This is a genomic window from Pseudoalteromonas sp. MM1 (genome assembly GCF_030296835.1).
Lineage (GTDB): Bacteria > Pseudomonadota > Gammaproteobacteria > Enterobacterales > Alteromonadaceae > Pseudoalteromonas.
Genome location: NZ_AP027922.1, coordinates 1,916,907 through 1,931,645 on the forward strand (window position 1 = coordinate 1,916,907; position 14,739 = coordinate 1,931,645).

Consider the following 14,739-nt stretch of genomic DNA (forward strand, 5'->3'; position numbering starts at 1 on the left):
GCTTATCCTTTCTTTTGTATAGTAAGCGCGTCTGCAACGAGCGCTTGTTGTTCTTTAGTATGTACTGACATGTAACCACACGCTGGAGATGCCGACGCCTTACGCCCTGCGTAAGTCAATTTAGCGCCCTGCGGGATTGCATCAATAAAGTGATGTTGCGAACAGTACCAAGCACCTTGGTTTTGCGGCTCTTCTTGACACCAAACAAAATCAGTAACGTGTTGGTAACGTTCCATAATCGTGTCCATTTCTGCATGTGGGAACGGGTATAACTGCTCCACACGTACAATAGCAATGTTGTCTTGCTCAAGCTTACGACGCTCTTGTAATAGCTCGTAGTAAACTTTACCACTACAAAATACCACGCGTTCTACTTTCTCAGGGTTAATATCATCGATTTCGTCGATCATATTATGGAATACACCTTGTGAAAGTTCTTCAAGTGAAGATACAGCAAGTGGATGGCGAAGTAGTGATTTTGGTGTCATTACAATCAATGGACGACGAAGTGGTCTAACTGATTGACGACGTAGCATAGCGTAAACTTGTGCTGGTGTTGAAGGAACACACACTTGCATGTTGTGATCGGCACAAAGCTGTAAAAAACGCTCTAAACGTGCCGAGCTATGCTCTGGGCCTTGACCTTCATATCCATGCGGAAGCAAACATGTTAAACCACATAAACGGCCCCACTTTTGCTCACCAGAGCTTAAGAACTGGTCAAATACTACTTGTGCACCATTTGCGAAGTCACCAAACTGGGCTTCCCAAAGAACTAATGAAGTAGGTTCAGCGGTTGCGTAACCGTATTCAAATGCAAGCACGGCTTCTTCTGATAATACCGAATCGTATACTTCAAAAGTGCCTTGCTCTTCACTTAAGTGCTGAAGTGGCAAGTACGTTGAACCATCTGCCTGGCTATGTACCACTGCATGACGGTGGAAGAATGTACCACGTCCTGAGTCTTGGCCTGTTAAGCGGATATCTGTGCCTTCAGAGGCAATTGTTGCATATGCAAGCGTTTCTGCCATACCCCAATCTAGTGGTTTTTCGCCACTTGCCATAAGCTTACGGTCATCGTATATTTTTTTAACTCGAGACTGTGCTTTATATTGTTCAGGGAACTGCGCAACTTGTTCACCAAGTGCTTTTAGCTTATCTACCGGTACACTGGCATCGTAATCAACATTCCACTCATGACCAACATATTTCGCCCAATCAGACGAGTGTGAAGTCTCTGGCTGAATTTCTTCAACAACACAGTTACCTTCATCTAAGCCGTTACGGTAGTCATCAGCTAATGCTTTAATTTCACTCTCAGTGAATGAGCCTTCAGACATAAGTTGATCAGCGTAAATCAAACGCGGCACCGCATGCTTTTTAATTTTTTGGTACATAAGAGGCTGTGTTGCATTAGGCTCATCAGCTTCGTTATGACCATGGCGGCGATAACATACTAAATCGATGACTACGTCACGTTTAAACTGGTTTCTAAAGTCAAGTGCAAGTTGTGTAACAAATGCAACGGCTTCAGGGTCATCAGAGTTAACATGGAAGATTGGCGACTGAACCATTTTAGCAATGTCAGTACAGTAATCTGTAGAACGTACGTCGTCTTGTTTTGAGGTTGTAAAACCAACTTGGTTATTTACAACAATACGGATACTACCACCACATGAGAAGGCGTTTGTTTGCGACAAGTTAAATGTTTCTTGTACAACACCTTGGCCTGTAATCGCTGAGTCACCGTGGATAGTAATAGGTAATGCTTTGCTACCTGTACTGTCACCTAAGCGGTCTAGACGCGCTCTTACCGAGCCCATAACCACAGGATTCACAATTTCTAGGTGAGACGGGTTAAACGCAAGTGCCATATGAACATTGCCACCTTTGGTCGCAAAGTCAGATGAATAACCCATGTGGTATTTAACGTCACCAGAGCTTAACGTATCTTTGTGTTTGCCAGCAAATTCATCGAATAACTCAGATGGGTTTTTTCCTAACACATTAACTAGTACGTTTAAGCGCCCACGGTGAGCCATACCAATAACGGCTTCTTTTTGCCCGCTTTCGCCAGCACGGTGAATAAGTTCTTTAAGCATAGGAACTAACGCATCACCACCTTCAAGTGAGAAACGCTTAGCACCAGGGAACTTTGCACCTAAATATTTTTCAAGACCATCTGCTGCGGTTAATCCTTTAAGGATACGCAATTTTTCTTCTTTAGAAAAAGTCGGTCGTGATTGAACAGATTCTAAACGCTGTTGTAACCAACGCTTTTCTTCTGTTGATGTGATGTGCATATACTCAGCACCAATAGAACCACAATAAGTGGTTTTTAGTGCTTGGTATAGTTCACCTAAAGGCATAGTATCGCGGCCTACGGCAAACGATCCTACGTTAAATTCGCGGTCAAAATCAGCTTTAGATAAGTCGTGGTATTCTAGCTCTAAATCTCGAACACGCTCTCGTTGCCAAATGCCTAATGGATCTAGGTTAGCATTTTGGTGTCCTCGAAAGCGGAAAGCATTAATAAGTTGTAGTACTTTAACCTGTTTAAGGTCACCGCCACTACCCTCTGCTACCACTACCTCTCTATGCTTGTTTTTAGCAAGCGCCGCAAACTGTGAACGAACTTCTGAATGCTTTACTTCAACATCCACACCATCTACTTTTGGTAATTGTTCGAACACTTCTCGCCATTCTTCTGGCACAGAAGTCGCATCATCTAAATACGCTTCATAAAGCTCTTCTACATAAGCAACGTTGCCGCCGTTTAAATGTGAAGATTCTAGCCATGCCTTCATCACACCTTCGTGCATTTATAAGCCCTTTTCTTTAGCGCAGAAATTAATAGTTGTCATAACAAGATGGCTAATAAAAATATTAGCCATCTTACGTTACTAAGTGATTAAACCGCGCGGTTTAATAACATAGATTTGATTTGTCCAATTGCTTTGGTCGGATTAAGACCCTTAGGACAAACGCTAACACAGTTCATGATACTGTGGCAACGGAACACACTGAACGCATCGTCTAAGTCTGCTAAACGTTCTTCAGTTGCCGTGTCGCGGCTATCAGCCAAGAAACGGTAAGCATGAAGAAGGCCTGCTGGACCAATGAACTTGTCTGGATTCCACCAGAACGAAGGACACGATGTAGAACAACATGCACATAAAATACACTCGTAAAGTCCATCTAATTTATCACGTTCTTCAATAGATTGAAGACGCTCACCAGCCGCTGGCTGATCGTTAATTAGGTATGGTTTAACTTTTTCGTACTGAGTGTAGAACTGACTCATGTCAATAACAAGGTCACGTACCACAGGCAAGCCAGGTAAAGGACGAATTACAATAGTACCTTTGCCGCCTTTTTGCAGCGTAGATAATGGTGTAATACACGCTAAACCATTTTTACCATTCATGTTAACGCCATCAGAGCCACACACGCCTTCACGACATGAGCGACGGAATGATAATGTTGGATCTTGCTCTTTTAATAATAAAAGGGCATCCAATACCATCATGTCCTGACCTTCCTCTGTTTGCAAAGTGTATTCTTGCATACGAGGTGCGTTATCAACATCCGGATTGTAACGATAAACTGAAAATTGTACTTGTGCCATCGTCTCGCTCCTAGTAGGTACGTGCTTTAGGTGGGAACGCTTCACGCGTCTTAGGCGCGTAGTTAACTTCACGCTTACTCATTTCATCCGTTACCGGATTGTATACTGAGTGACATAACCAATTTTCGTCATCACGATCAGGGTAGTCAAAGCGAGAGTGTGCACCACGGCTTTCAGTACGGAAGTTTGCAGCTACTGCAGTTGAGTAAGCTGTTTCCATTAAGTTGTCTAGTTCAAGACATTCGATACGCTGCGTATTGAAATCTGATGATTTATCATCAAGACGCGCATGCTGCAAGCGCTCACGAATTTCTTTAAGCTCTTTAAGACCTGTCGCCATAGACTCACCTTCACGGAATACCGAAAAGTTAAGCTGCATACATTGTTGTAGGTCTTTTTTGATTTGAACTGGGTCTTCACCTTGGCCAGCCGTTGAATTTTCCCAACGGTTAAAGCGTGCAAGAGACGCGTCAATATCAGAGGCTGTCGGTGCTTTAGTGATTTCAACTTCGTTTAAGTATTTACCTAAAAAGTTACCCGCCGCACGACCAAATACAACTAAATCGAGTAATGAGTTACCACCTAAGCGGTTTGCACCATGCACAGATACACAGGCAATTTCACCTACTGCAAACAAGCCTTCTACTACTTTTTCGTTGCCGTTTGCATCGATTTGTAGCGCTTGGCCATTTACGTTAGTAGGAACACCACCCATCATGTAGTGACAAGTCGGTATTACTGGAATTGGCTCTTTAGCAGGGTCAACGTGTGCAAATGTTTTAGCAAGGTCACATACGCCAGGTAGACGTAAGTTAAGTGTTTCTTCACCTAAGTGGTCAAGTTTTAACTTAATATGTGGACCCCACGGACCATCACAGCCACGACCTTCACGGATTTCAGTCATCATTGAACGAGCAACAACATCACGAGACGCTAAGTCTTTAGCGTTTGGTGCATAGCGTTCCATGAAACGTTCGCCATCTTTATTTAAAAGATAACCACCTTCACCACGACAACCTTCCGTTACAAGTGTACCCGCGCCTGCAATACCCGTTGGGTGGAATTGCCACATTTCCATATCTTGCATAGCAACGCCTGCACGGGCTGCCATACCAACACCGTCACCTGTATTAATGTGAGCATTGGTTGTTGATGCGAAAATACGACCAGCACCGCCGGTTGCAAGTACAACAGCTTTTGATTTGAAGAAAGTGATTTCACCTGTTTCAATCTCAATAGCCGTACAGCCTACTACATCACCATTATCGTTTTTAACTAAATCAAGTGCATACCACTCAGAGAATACATTGGTTTGGTTTTTAACGTTTTGTTGGTAAAGAAGGTGTAATAAAGCGTGACCAGTACGGTCAGCTGCCGCTGCAGTACGTGCAGCTTGCTCACCACCAAAGTTTTTCGATTGACCACCGAAAGGACGTTGGTAAACACGGCCATTTTCAAAACGCGAAAATGGTAGGCCCATGTTTTCTAATTCAGTAATAGCTTCTGGGCCTGTTTGACACATGTATTCAATAGCGTCTTGGTCACCGATAAAATCGGAACCTTTAACGGTATCGTACATATGCCATTCCCAGTTATCTTCGTGCGAATTACCTAACGCTACTGTAATACCACCCTGTGCAGATACAGTGTGAGAGCGTGTTGGGAATACTTTAGATATTAATGCACACGTTTTGCCAGATTCTGTAATGGCAAGAGCGGCGCGCATACCAGCACCACCTGCACCAATTACTACGGCGTCAAATTCACGAACAGAATATTTCACTTAAACACCCCATAAAACGATTAGACCAATAGCTACGTAAGCAACGGCCATCAGGTTTAATACAAAGCCTAAAACAGCGCGTAGTTTAGCGTTTTTAACGTAGTCCGTTAAAACTTGCCAAAGGCCAATGCGGGTATGAACCATCATGCACACAAGAGTAATAAGTGTGAAACCCTTCATGGCTAGATTAGAGAATAGGCCTGTCCAGGCTTCGAAAGTGACTTCTGGCGTTGCTAAAAAATAGCCGATAATAAAAATCGCATAAGCGGTGATTACTAGTGCCGTGGTGCGTAAAGATACGAAATCTTGTACACCATCACGTTTAAGAGTTGCTTGATTTAAGACCATATCCACACCCCTGCCAGTACGGCAAATACAACGCCAAGTGCCATTGCAATTTTAGCGCTAAGGTTACCTGATTCAAGTTCTTCCCAGTGACCCATATCCATAATGATGTGACGGATACCACCAATAAGGTGATAACCCAATACAGAAAGTGTGCCCCAAGCTATGAATTTGGCAATGAATCCGCTAAACAGACCCTTGACGAATTCAAAACCTTCAGCTGAAGAAAGAGACTCAGACCAAGCCCAAATGACAAACGTTAAAGCAAAAAATAATGCAACACCGGTGACGCGGTGAAAGATTGATGCTTTAGCCGTTGCCGGCATAGATATAGTTGTTAGATCTAGATTTACAGGTCTTTGCTTTTTCACAGTTACTTGCCCATCTTGCTCACATTGGAGCTCATCTACTTGTTTTTCTAAAACCCACCAAAACTTCTGGTGGAACTATCAAAGTAAACGTGTCAATACAGCAAAAGTTCACAAAACTGCAAAAATTACGCTGTAAAAATATGTTTACCTAAATACAAAGCGGTTTAAAACCTCCGATAGTATATATACCCAAAGGTTGTTTTACAATTCTTGTTTAGTTAGAGACGTTTGCGAATTAGCTGATAGTATAATATTTAATTAATGGCGAATATTTATTATACATATATGCATAATGTTTATAAAAATTGACTTTAACCCCCTCTTTCACGTTAAAATGTGAATATGTGCTTAAAACAAGATTTCAGAACTTTAAAAATCTAAAAATCAGAATAGATATCTTAATAGGAGATACATAGATGGCAGATAAAAAAGCCACAGTCCATATTGATGGACTAGATCCAATCGAACTTCCAATTTATCAAGGCACTGCTGGCCAAGATGTGATTGACGTACGTACGTTAGGTTCACATGGTCACTTTACTTATGACCCAGGTTTCATGTCGACTGGTTCTTGTGAATCTGCAATCACCTACATTGATGGTGGTAAAGGTGTATTACTTCACCGTGGTTACCCAATTGAGCAACTTGCTGAAGACTCTAACTATATCGAGCTTTGTTACTTACTATTAAACGGTGAGTTGCCAACTAAAGAGCAATATGATGTTTTTGCAAAAGAAATTACGCATAACACAATGCTTGATGAGAAAATTGCTAACTTCTTCCAAGGCTTCCGCTTTGATGCTCATCCAATGGCAATGCTATGTGGTGTAGTAGGCGCATTATCTTCTTTTTACCACGAAGATCTTGATATTACTGATGCAAGCCAACGTAAAACAAGCGCAATTAAATTAGTAGCTAAGCTACCAACTATTGCTGCAATGGCTTATAAAACAAATATCGGTCAACCATTTGTTTACCCGCGTAACGATTTAAGCTACGCAGAAAACTTCTTACATATGATGTTCTCTGTACCAGCTGAAGAGTACAAAGTTAACCCTGTAACTGCTAAAGCGATGGATAAAATCTTTATGCTTCATGCAGACCATGAACAAAATGCATCTACGTCTACAGTACGTCTTGCTGGTTCATCAGGTGCTAACCCATATGCATGTATTGCTGCTGGTATTGCTTCACTTTGGGGCCCTGCTCACGGTGGTGCTAATGAAGCATGTTTAAACATGTTAGAAGAGATTGGCTCTGTTGATCGCATTGATGAGTACGTAGCAAAAGCAAAAGATAAGTCTGATCCGTTCCGTCTTATGGGCTTTGGCCACCGTGTTTACAAAAACTTCGACCCTCGCGCTACAGTAATGCGTCAAACGTGTCATGAAGTTTTAGCAGAGCTTAACATTCAAGATCCACTGCTTGATATTGCTATGAAGCTTGAGCAAATTGCCCTTGAAGACCCATACTTTGTAGAGAAGAAACTTTACCCTAACGTTGATTTCTACTCAGGTATTATCTTAAAAGCGATTGGTATTCCAACAAGCATGTTCACTGTAATCTTTGCAATGGCACGTACTGTTGGTTGGATCACTCACTGGGATGAGATGCTTTCTCAACCTGGTCATAAGATCAGCCGTCCTCGTCAAATGTATACTGGTTACACTCAACGTGACTTCGTATCAACTGACAAGCGCTAGGTTTAGTTAGCTAAAAAAGGCCGCTTTTGCGGCCTTTTTTGTGTGCTTAGCTTGTCAATTTTATGAAACCGATTACAATTCCTGCCTAAATTTATAGATGTTGAATAGCCATGCCTTATCGAGAGTTTGATATAACAAAAATCCGCAACGACTTCCCTACTTTAAACCAAACCCTTAATGGCAACCCTTTAGTTTATTTAGACTCTGGCGCAACGTCGCAAAAGCCACAAAGTGTTATTGATACAACCACTGAGTTTTATAATTTAGGCAACGCAAATGTTCATAGAGGTCGCCACACTCTCAGCGAGCGCGCTACAGAGCAATATGAAGCAGCAAGATTAAAAACAGCTGATTACTTTAATGTAAATGCTAAAGAAATCGTCTGGACAAAAGGCGCAACTGAAGCGCTCAATTTGCTTGCTCATGGCCTGCAAGAACATATTACCCACGAAGATACGGTGTTAATAACACCACTTGAACACCACGCTAACATTGTTCCTTGGCAGGTATTAACGCAAAAAACGGGGGCTACGCTATCTGTACTTCCCCTTGAGCAAAATGCGACGTTTAATATAGCGCGCTGTATAGACATGATCACCCATACTAAAGCAAAGGTGCTGTGTATCAGCCAGGCATCTAACACATTAGGTAATATTACCAATTTAGCCCCATTAATAACTGCAGCAAAAGCAGTCGGTACGTTAATTGTTGTTGATGGCGCACAAGGAGCCATGCATTTACGCACCAATTTAAAGCAGCTTGGATGCGACTTTTATGTATTTTCAGCGCATAAAATGCTTGGTCCTACTGGTGTTGGGGGCTTATATGGTCACTATGAATTACTCAATGCGCTTGCCCCGTATCAAACAGGGGGCGAGATGATTGACACTGTAACCCTTGAAAAAAGCACCTACAGAGACGCACCTGCTAAATTTGAGACAGGCACACCAAATATAGCCGGTGTAATTGGCTTTAGTGCTGCAATTGATTATTTATCAGCCTTGGACATACAACAATTACACAGCCATGAGCAGGCTATTTTTAATTATGCAGCCACGCAATTAAGTAAAATTGAAGGTATCGCAATTTATAGCGACCTAAACAACAATATTGGCACACTGAGTTTTAATTATAAAAATGAACACCCCTACGATTTGGCAACTTTGCTTGACGGATTCGGTATTGCAGTGCGTAGTGGGCATCATTGCACACAGCCTTTGATGCAGCATTTAGGGGTAGAAGGCACTGTTAGAGCAAGTTTTGCATTTTATAATACTCATCATGATGTTGATAGTTTCATCAAAGCCTTAAAAGAATCGATTGATTTATTAGACTAATTTAGGATAACTCATGACAAATACGTTTAAAAACGTAGTAAAACCTATACAACTTGCACAATCTTGGCAGCAAAAATATCGCGAAATAATGCTCCTTGGCAAAACACTTCCCGTTTTAGCAGATGTACTTAAAACCGATGACGCGCTTGTACCCGGCTGTGAGAGCAAAGTGTGGATGTTTATGGAGTTTGACGATAGTGAAAATCGTTTAGTGGTTATTGGTGACTCAGATACGCGCATTGTTAAAGGCTTATTGGCGATAACTTTAGCGCTTTATAATGGTTTAACACCTGAAGAAGTGGTTAACATAAATGCGTATGATGAGTTTGAAAAGCTAGGCTTGATTAAACACCTTAGTGTATCTCGAGGAAACGGCATAAAAGCCATGGTCGAGGCAATACAAAGCATGGCAACTAACAAGCTCAATTAAACTATTGAGCTTGTAGTAAGCGGTGTTTTTTATCTAAATATTTACGTACTGCTTTAGCCGCTACAAAAAAACCGAAACTTCCGGTGATCATAGTTACCGAACCAAACCCGTTATTACAATCCATATTCATTGTACCATCAGCATTTTGTTTAGCATGGCATACACTGCCATCACTGCCTGGGTAAACTAATTGCTCAGTTGAGTACACACAATCAATATTAAATTTACGTTTAGGGTTGTTACTAAAATTATATTGTTTTCGTAAAATATAACGCACTTTGGCAAGTAGCGGATCTTGCGTGGTTTTAGCCACATCGCCAAATGTTATTTGGCTAGGATCAGTTTGCCCACCCGCGCCCCCAGTAGTGATAATAGGCATTTTGTTTCGCTTACAATGAGCGATAAGCGCTGCTTTTTCTTTAACGGCATCAATACAGTCAATAACATAGTCAAACCCCTGAATATGCTCACGAATATTTTCAAGTGTAATAAAGTCATCTATTACAGTTACTTTACATTCGGGATTTATCAGCTCACAACGGGCTTTCATTGCATCAACTTTAGCTTGCCCAATACTGCCGCTAAGAGCATGAATTTGCCTATTTACGTTCGTCGCACAAATATCATCTAAATCAATTAAAGTAATTTTCCCCACGCCTGTACGTGCTAAAGCTTCGGCGGCCCAACTTCCTACCCCGCCTATCCCCACGACACAAAAGTGGGCCTGTTGTAGCCAGTCAAATTGTTGGTGGCCGTATAGGCGTTTTATCCCGCCAAAACGAATATCTGTTACTTTTTCACTCATTTACCAATCCAGTTGCCATGGCGACTGCCATGCTTGAAACTCTTGATGATCAATTAATTGCTGGTACTCATCACCTGTAGAGGGAGGCAAACAACAATAAATTTGCTCTTCATGCCATAAAAAACTTAATGCATAAGCATGAAGATACGTGCGCTCTGCCGTGCTACCACTATAAAGTGTATCGCCTAAAATGGGCGCGCTTAAACTTTTTAATGCCACCCTTAGTTGATGGGTTTTACCCGAATATGGCTTTAATATATACGCTCTAAACCCTGGTTTATAACTAAAAGAGTAAAAACGGGTAATTGCCGGGTTTTGCATAGTTGCTAAAAGCTTAAACATGCCCCTGCGGGACTTAGCCATATCACCTTTTACCCAACCTTGCTTTTTTTTAGGTTTAGCGTCGCTGATAGCTAAGTAAAACTTATTTATCGCATGCTCAGTAAAAAGAGACGTAAATTTAGCTGCGGCTTCTTTACTGCGACTAAGAATAATAAGGCCAGATGTCACTTTATCAAGGCGGTGAACAGCAAATAATTTTTCACCAGTTTGCTGCTCAGCCAATACAACAAACCCCTTTTCACGTTCTGAGTGAAAATTAAGCCCCGCTGGTTTTTCAAAAATGTAAAAATCAGCGTGCCTAAACACGATGGTTAATTCACTTTTAACCATTATTAGGCTTGCTTAGCTTTTAGATAGGCAATCACTTTTTCTAAATCCTCGGCCGTATCAACGCCAGCATGCGGCGCTACTTTTGCCTGTTCAATTTTGATAGCGTAACCGTGATACAGCACCCTAAGTTGTTCTAGCGACTCTAGCACTTCAAGTGGCGATACACTGAGCTCAATATATTGCTTAATAAACCCCGCTCGATAAGCATATATACCCACATGGCGTTGAAAAGGCGTTATATCTAACACACTGTTATTATTTAACATTGTACTTCTATCAAACGGAATACTGGCACGTGAAAAGTACAACGCATTTTTATTTATATCACTAACAACCTTCACGGCATTAGGGTTAAACACTTCATCTTGCTCTTCAATAGCGACGCTTAATGTTGCCATTGGTGCACTCGAATTATTTAGTAAAGTGGCAACTTGTGATACGTTTTCGCTGGCAAGTAATGGCTCATCACCTTGTACATTTACTACCACGGTTTCAGCATCTAGCTTAAGTAAATCAACAACCTCTGCCAAGCGTTCAGTACCCGATTGATGATCTTCTCGCGTCATCAACACATCGTTTGTAAACAATTTAACAGCATCAAAAACTTTTTGATGATCGGTTGCAATAACCACTTTACTTGCACCTGATAAACACGCTTTTTCATACACGTGTTGAATCATAGGTTTACCGCATATATCAGCTAATGGTTTGCCAGGCAAACGGGTAGACGCGTAACGCGCAGGTATAACAACTACGAATTCCACTTATCAACCTCTTCTTGAGATAGTTCACGGGCTTCATTTTCTAAAAGTACCGGTATATCATCGCGTATAGGGTATGCAAGCTTAGCTGCGGTACTGATAAGTTCTGCATTTTCTTTATCAAAACGAAGCTTTCCTTTACACACAGGACAAGCAATTATTTCAAGTAATTTTGTATCAAAGGCCATTGAGGATCCCTTTTTGTTTTAATAATAAATCTAATTTATGTATTACAGCGTCTGTAGGTTTTGCATCTACAGGTAAAAAGTACCAATTATTTTTTGCAAATTCTCTGCACTTTACTGCGTCTTTTTCTGTCATTAATACGTTATCATCATTAAATTGAGTAAAATCAGCCATGTTATAAGCATAGTGATCCCTAAAATGATGGGTTGAAAGCAGGTGAATATTTTGAGCTTTTAATGAATTTTCAAATCGCTCAGGGTTACCAATTGCACTAATTGCATGTCCTTGCTCAATTGCTTTACTCACTGTGCCATTATCTGCAACGTGTTTAAGTGCACTAGTTTGTAAAACGTAGCTAAGTGGTGCATCTCCCCCGTTTTCAATCACTAGGTCAACACTTTTTAATCTGTTTGTGGTTTCGCGTAATGGTCCTGCGGGCATAACCAAGCCATTGCCAAAACGCCTTTGGCTATCAACAATACAGCACTCAATATCACGCGCCATTTTATAATGCTGCATGCCATCATCTGAAATGATCACATCCACACAAAATTGCTGTTCTAATAATGTGATATTGGCTTTTCTATCGGGTCCAACAACAAGCGGACACTTTAAACGATTAAATAAAAGTATTGGTTCATCACCAGCTTGTGCACTTGTTACACCTCGCTCTACCACCAGCGGGTAGCTGTTGGCTTTACCGCCGTAACCACGGCTAATAATACCTACTTTTAGGCCTTGTTCAGACAAGTATTCATACAACCACAATACAAATGGTGTTTTACCATTTCCACCTACGCTTATATTACCCACTACAATAACTTTAGATTTAGCTCTAAAAGGCGTGACAATACCTTGCTGATAAAGGCATTTTCTTATGCTTGAAATTAACCAAAAAAGCGCAGCTAATGGCAGTAAAACGAGTGTTATAAAACTAAATGGTTTATACCAGCTTTGTTCTATTTTACTCATCCGTGCTCGCCAAACTGCATTTTGCATAGAGCTGAATAAGTACCATCTTTAGCGAGTAAACTTTGATGATCACCACTTTCAATCACCCGGCCGCCGTCGATAACGTATATTTTGTCGCTGTTTTCTATCGTCGATAAACGATGCGCAATAACAATCGACGTTTTGTCTTGCATTAACGTATCTAGTGCTTGCTGAATTAGCTTTTCTGACTCTGTATCTAAGGCTGAGGTTGCTTCATCTAAAATTAATATAGGTGCATCTTTTAATATAGCGCGAGCAATTGCTATACGTTGACGTTGGCCACCAGAGAGCATCACCCCGTTTTCACCGACCATGGTATTAAGTTGTTCTGGTAAGTCTTTAACAAATTCCCACACATGGGCTTGCTTAACGACCTCTTCTAACTGCTGAGGTGTTATTTCGCGACTTAGTCCATAACAAATATTGTTGGCAATTGTGTCGTTAAATAACACCACTTGCTGCGATACTAATGCAAACTGGCGGCGTAAATCTGCAAGTTTATATTTTTCAATAGCAACGCCATCTAATAAAATTTCACTTGGTGCTTCTAAGTCATAATAACGCGGTAATAAGTTAGAAATAGTCGATTTACCGGACCCTGAGCGCCCTACAAGCGCAATACTTTCACCGGCTTTTATACTTATTGAAAGGTTATTTAAAACAGCTTCATCTTTAGTTGGGTATTTAAAGGTAACGTTTTTAACCTCAATTTCGCCCTTCACTTTATCTACGCTGTAAGTACCTTTGTCTTTTTCAATTTCTTCATCTAAAACTAAAAAAATACTTTGCGCTGCAGAAATACCGCGCTGCATATCACTGTTTACGTTTGCTAATTGTTTAAGCGGACGTAAAAGCATCATCATAGAAGAAATGAGTACCACAAAATCGCCGGAGCTTATTGTATCTATCATTGAAGGCATAGATACAACCCACAAAATAACAGCCATAGCACTTGCTGCAAGCACTTGAATTACCGACACGCTTAGTGCTTTAGTGGCATCCATTTTAATGCGTTGCTGGCGATTATGGTTATTGATTTTGGAAAACTGATCGATTTCTTGTTTTTGTCCACCAAAACCATGAATAACCTTATGCCCACTTAACATTTGCTCAGAGCTACGGGTAACTTGCCCCATGGCAGACTGTATATTTTTTGAAATGTGGCGAAAGCGCTTAGATACAAACGTTACAATAATTGCCACTAATGGAATGATCACTAAAAAAATCAGTGAAAGTTTCCAGCTGGTATAAAACATAACGCCAAGCAAAAAAACCACAAAAGCGCCTTCTCTTACAACAATTAACAATGCTTTAGTAATTGCTTGCTGAACTTGTTCTGTGTCAAAAGTAATTTTTGAAATTAAATCACCTGTTGAGTTTTTATCATGAAACGACACAGGTAAATGTAATATGTGCTCAAATAACTGCTGGCGTAAAGCGCGTACAACTTGCGAGCCTACATAGCTTAAGCAATACGAAGACATAAAATTAAACAAGCCACGCCCTATTACCAGTGCAATAACAACAAACGGGGCATAAGCTAACACTTCGTTGTTGCGTTGGTTTAGGCCTTCATCAATAAAGGGTTTCATTAATTGAATAAATAAAGCATCCATACCTGAATAGCCGATCATTCCAATAATAGCGACGAAGGCAACGCTTTTATAATCACCTACGTAAGAAATCAATCGTTTATAAATTTGTGTAGTACTTTGACTCATATTA

At 40.9% G+C, this 14,739-nt stretch carries 14 protein-coding genes; 3 read left to right on the top strand and 11 right to left on the bottom strand.

The genetic code is table 11. From position 1 onward, the window contains the following. Positions 1-2: 2 nt before the first annotated feature. The 5 genes from QUE46_RS08700 to sdhC form a co-directional block, all read right to left on the bottom strand. Complete coding sequence (locus QUE46_RS08700) at positions 3-2,822, bottom strand: 2-oxoglutarate dehydrogenase E1 component (RefSeq protein ID WP_286244447.1); 2,820 nt, start codon at positions 2,820-2,822, stop codon at positions 3-5. An 89-nt stretch (positions 2,823-2,911) separates the two neighbouring features. Beyond that, on the bottom strand, positions 2,912-3,628 hold the full coding sequence (locus QUE46_RS08705) for a succinate dehydrogenase iron-sulfur subunit (RefSeq protein WP_004586682.1): 717 nt from the start codon (positions 3,626-3,628) through the stop codon (positions 2,912-2,914). A 10-nt stretch (positions 3,629-3,638) separates the two neighbouring features. Beyond that, entirely contained in the window at positions 3,639-5,411 is a 1,773-nt protein-coding gene (gene sdhA, locus QUE46_RS08710) for a succinate dehydrogenase flavoprotein subunit (protein ID WP_286244448.1), read from the bottom strand. Beyond that, the gene (gene sdhD, locus QUE46_RS08715; protein ID WP_004586684.1) at positions 5,412-5,759 is read right to left on the bottom strand and encodes a succinate dehydrogenase, hydrophobic membrane anchor protein; all 348 of its coding nucleotides are present in this window, start codon (positions 5,757-5,759) and stop codon (positions 5,412-5,414) included. It abuts the gene before it with no gap. After that, positions 5,750-6,127 (bottom strand): succinate dehydrogenase, cytochrome b556 subunit, encoded by a 378-nt coding sequence (gene sdhC, locus QUE46_RS08720; protein ID WP_084554498.1) that lies wholly within the window; start codon positions 6,125-6,127, stop codon positions 5,750-5,752. The genes sdhD and sdhC overlap by 10 nt, the downstream gene beginning before the upstream one ends. A gap of 416 nt (positions 6,128-6,543) precedes the next feature. Here sdhC and QUE46_RS08725 point away from each other — a divergent pair, with 416 nt between their 5' ends. From QUE46_RS08725 to QUE46_RS08735, 3 genes are all read left to right on the top strand, one after another. Beyond that, positions 6,544-7,830, top strand: coding sequence for a citrate synthase (locus QUE46_RS08725; protein WP_286244449.1), 1,287 nt, complete (start codon positions 6,544-6,546; stop codon positions 7,828-7,830). A 110-nt stretch (positions 7,831-7,940) separates the two neighbouring features. Then, positions 7,941-9,167: an aminotransferase class V-fold PLP-dependent enzyme gene (locus QUE46_RS08730; RefSeq protein WP_286244450.1), complete on the top strand. Its 1,227-nt coding sequence runs from the start codon at positions 7,941-7,943 to the stop codon at positions 9,165-9,167. 13 nt (positions 9,168-9,180) lie between these two features. Further along, a complete protein-coding gene (locus QUE46_RS08735; RefSeq protein WP_286244451.1) occupies positions 9,181-9,597 on the top strand; it encodes a SufE family protein in 417 nt (138 codons plus the stop codon). Between the two features lies 1 nt (position 9,598). On the opposite strand, the gene tcdA is transcribed toward QUE46_RS08735, so the two are convergent. Genes tcdA through msbA form a run of 6 tightly spaced genes read right to left on the bottom strand, consistent with a single transcriptional unit; the run spans position 9,599 to position 14,735 of the window. Continuing rightward, positions 9,599-10,402 carry a tRNA cyclic N6-threonylcarbamoyladenosine(37) synthase TcdA gene (tcdA, locus tag QUE46_RS08740; RefSeq protein WP_286244452.1) on the bottom strand — a complete coding sequence of 268 codons (804 nt, stop codon included), beginning with the start codon at positions 10,400-10,402 and terminating at the stop codon, positions 9,599-9,601. Beyond that, positions 10,403-11,074, bottom strand: a complete 672-nt coding sequence (locus tag QUE46_RS08745; RefSeq protein WP_286244453.1) for a TIGR01621 family pseudouridine synthase — start codon at positions 11,072-11,074, stop codon at positions 10,403-10,405. A gap of 2 nt (positions 11,075-11,076) precedes the next feature. After that, the gene (kdsB, locus tag QUE46_RS08750) at positions 11,077-11,838 is read right to left on the bottom strand and encodes a 3-deoxy-manno-octulosonate cytidylyltransferase (protein ID WP_286244454.1); all 762 of its coding nucleotides are present in this window, start codon (positions 11,836-11,838) and stop codon (positions 11,077-11,079) included. Then, on the bottom strand, positions 11,826-12,023 hold the full coding sequence (locus tag QUE46_RS08755; RefSeq protein ID WP_286244455.1) for a Trm112 family protein: 198 nt from the start codon (positions 12,021-12,023) through the stop codon (positions 11,826-11,828). Before QUE46_RS08755 ends, kdsB begins: the two co-directional genes overlap by 13 nt. Next, on the bottom strand, positions 12,013-12,993 hold the full coding sequence (gene lpxK / locus QUE46_RS08760) for a tetraacyldisaccharide 4'-kinase (protein WP_286244456.1): 981 nt from the start codon (positions 12,991-12,993) through the stop codon (positions 12,013-12,015). The genes QUE46_RS08755 and lpxK overlap by 11 nt, the downstream gene beginning before the upstream one ends. Further along, a complete protein-coding gene (msbA, locus tag QUE46_RS08765; protein WP_286244457.1) occupies positions 12,990-14,735 on the bottom strand; it encodes a lipid A export permease/ATP-binding protein MsbA in 1,746 nt (581 codons plus the stop codon). Before msbA ends, lpxK begins: the two co-directional genes overlap by 4 nt. Between the last annotated feature and the right edge of the window lie 4 nt (positions 14,736-14,739).

Excerpts from the sequence above, each read along its gene's own strand:
- QUE46_RS08700 (WP_286244447.1), bottom strand. The coding sequence starts at position 2,822 with ATGCACGAAGGTGTGATGAAGGCATGGCTAGAATCTTCACATTTAAAC.
- QUE46_RS08705 (WP_004586682.1), bottom strand. The coding sequence starts at position 3,628 with ATGGCACAAGTACAATTTTCAGTTTATCGTTACAATCCGGATGTTGAT.
- sdhD (WP_004586684.1), bottom strand. The coding sequence starts at position 5,759 with ATGGTCTTAAATCAAGCAACTCTTAAACGTGATGGTGTACAAGATTTC.
- QUE46_RS08725 (WP_286244449.1), top strand. The coding sequence starts at position 6,544 with ATGGCAGATAAAAAAGCCACAGTCCATATTGATGGACTAGATCCAATC.
- QUE46_RS08730 (WP_286244450.1), top strand. The coding sequence starts at position 7,941 with ATGCCTTATCGAGAGTTTGATATAACAAAAATCCGCAACGACTTCCCT.
- QUE46_RS08735 (WP_286244451.1), top strand. The coding sequence starts at position 9,181 with ATGACAAATACGTTTAAAAACGTAGTAAAACCTATACAACTTGCACAA.
- tcdA (WP_286244452.1), bottom strand. The coding sequence starts at position 10,402 with ATGAGTGAAAAAGTAACAGATATTCGTTTTGGCGGGATAAAACGCCTA.
- QUE46_RS08745 (WP_286244453.1), bottom strand. The coding sequence starts at position 11,074 with ATGGTTAAAAGTGAATTAACCATCGTGTTTAGGCACGCTGATTTTTAC.
- QUE46_RS08755 (WP_286244455.1), bottom strand. The coding sequence starts at position 12,023 with ATGGCCTTTGATACAAAATTACTTGAAATAATTGCTTGTCCTGTGTGT.
- lpxK (WP_286244456.1), bottom strand. The coding sequence starts at position 12,993 with ATGAGTAAAATAGAACAAAGCTGGTATAAACCATTTAGTTTTATAACA.
- msbA (WP_286244457.1), bottom strand. The coding sequence starts at position 14,735 with ATGAGTCAAAGTACTACACAAATTTATAAACGATTGATTTCTTACGTA.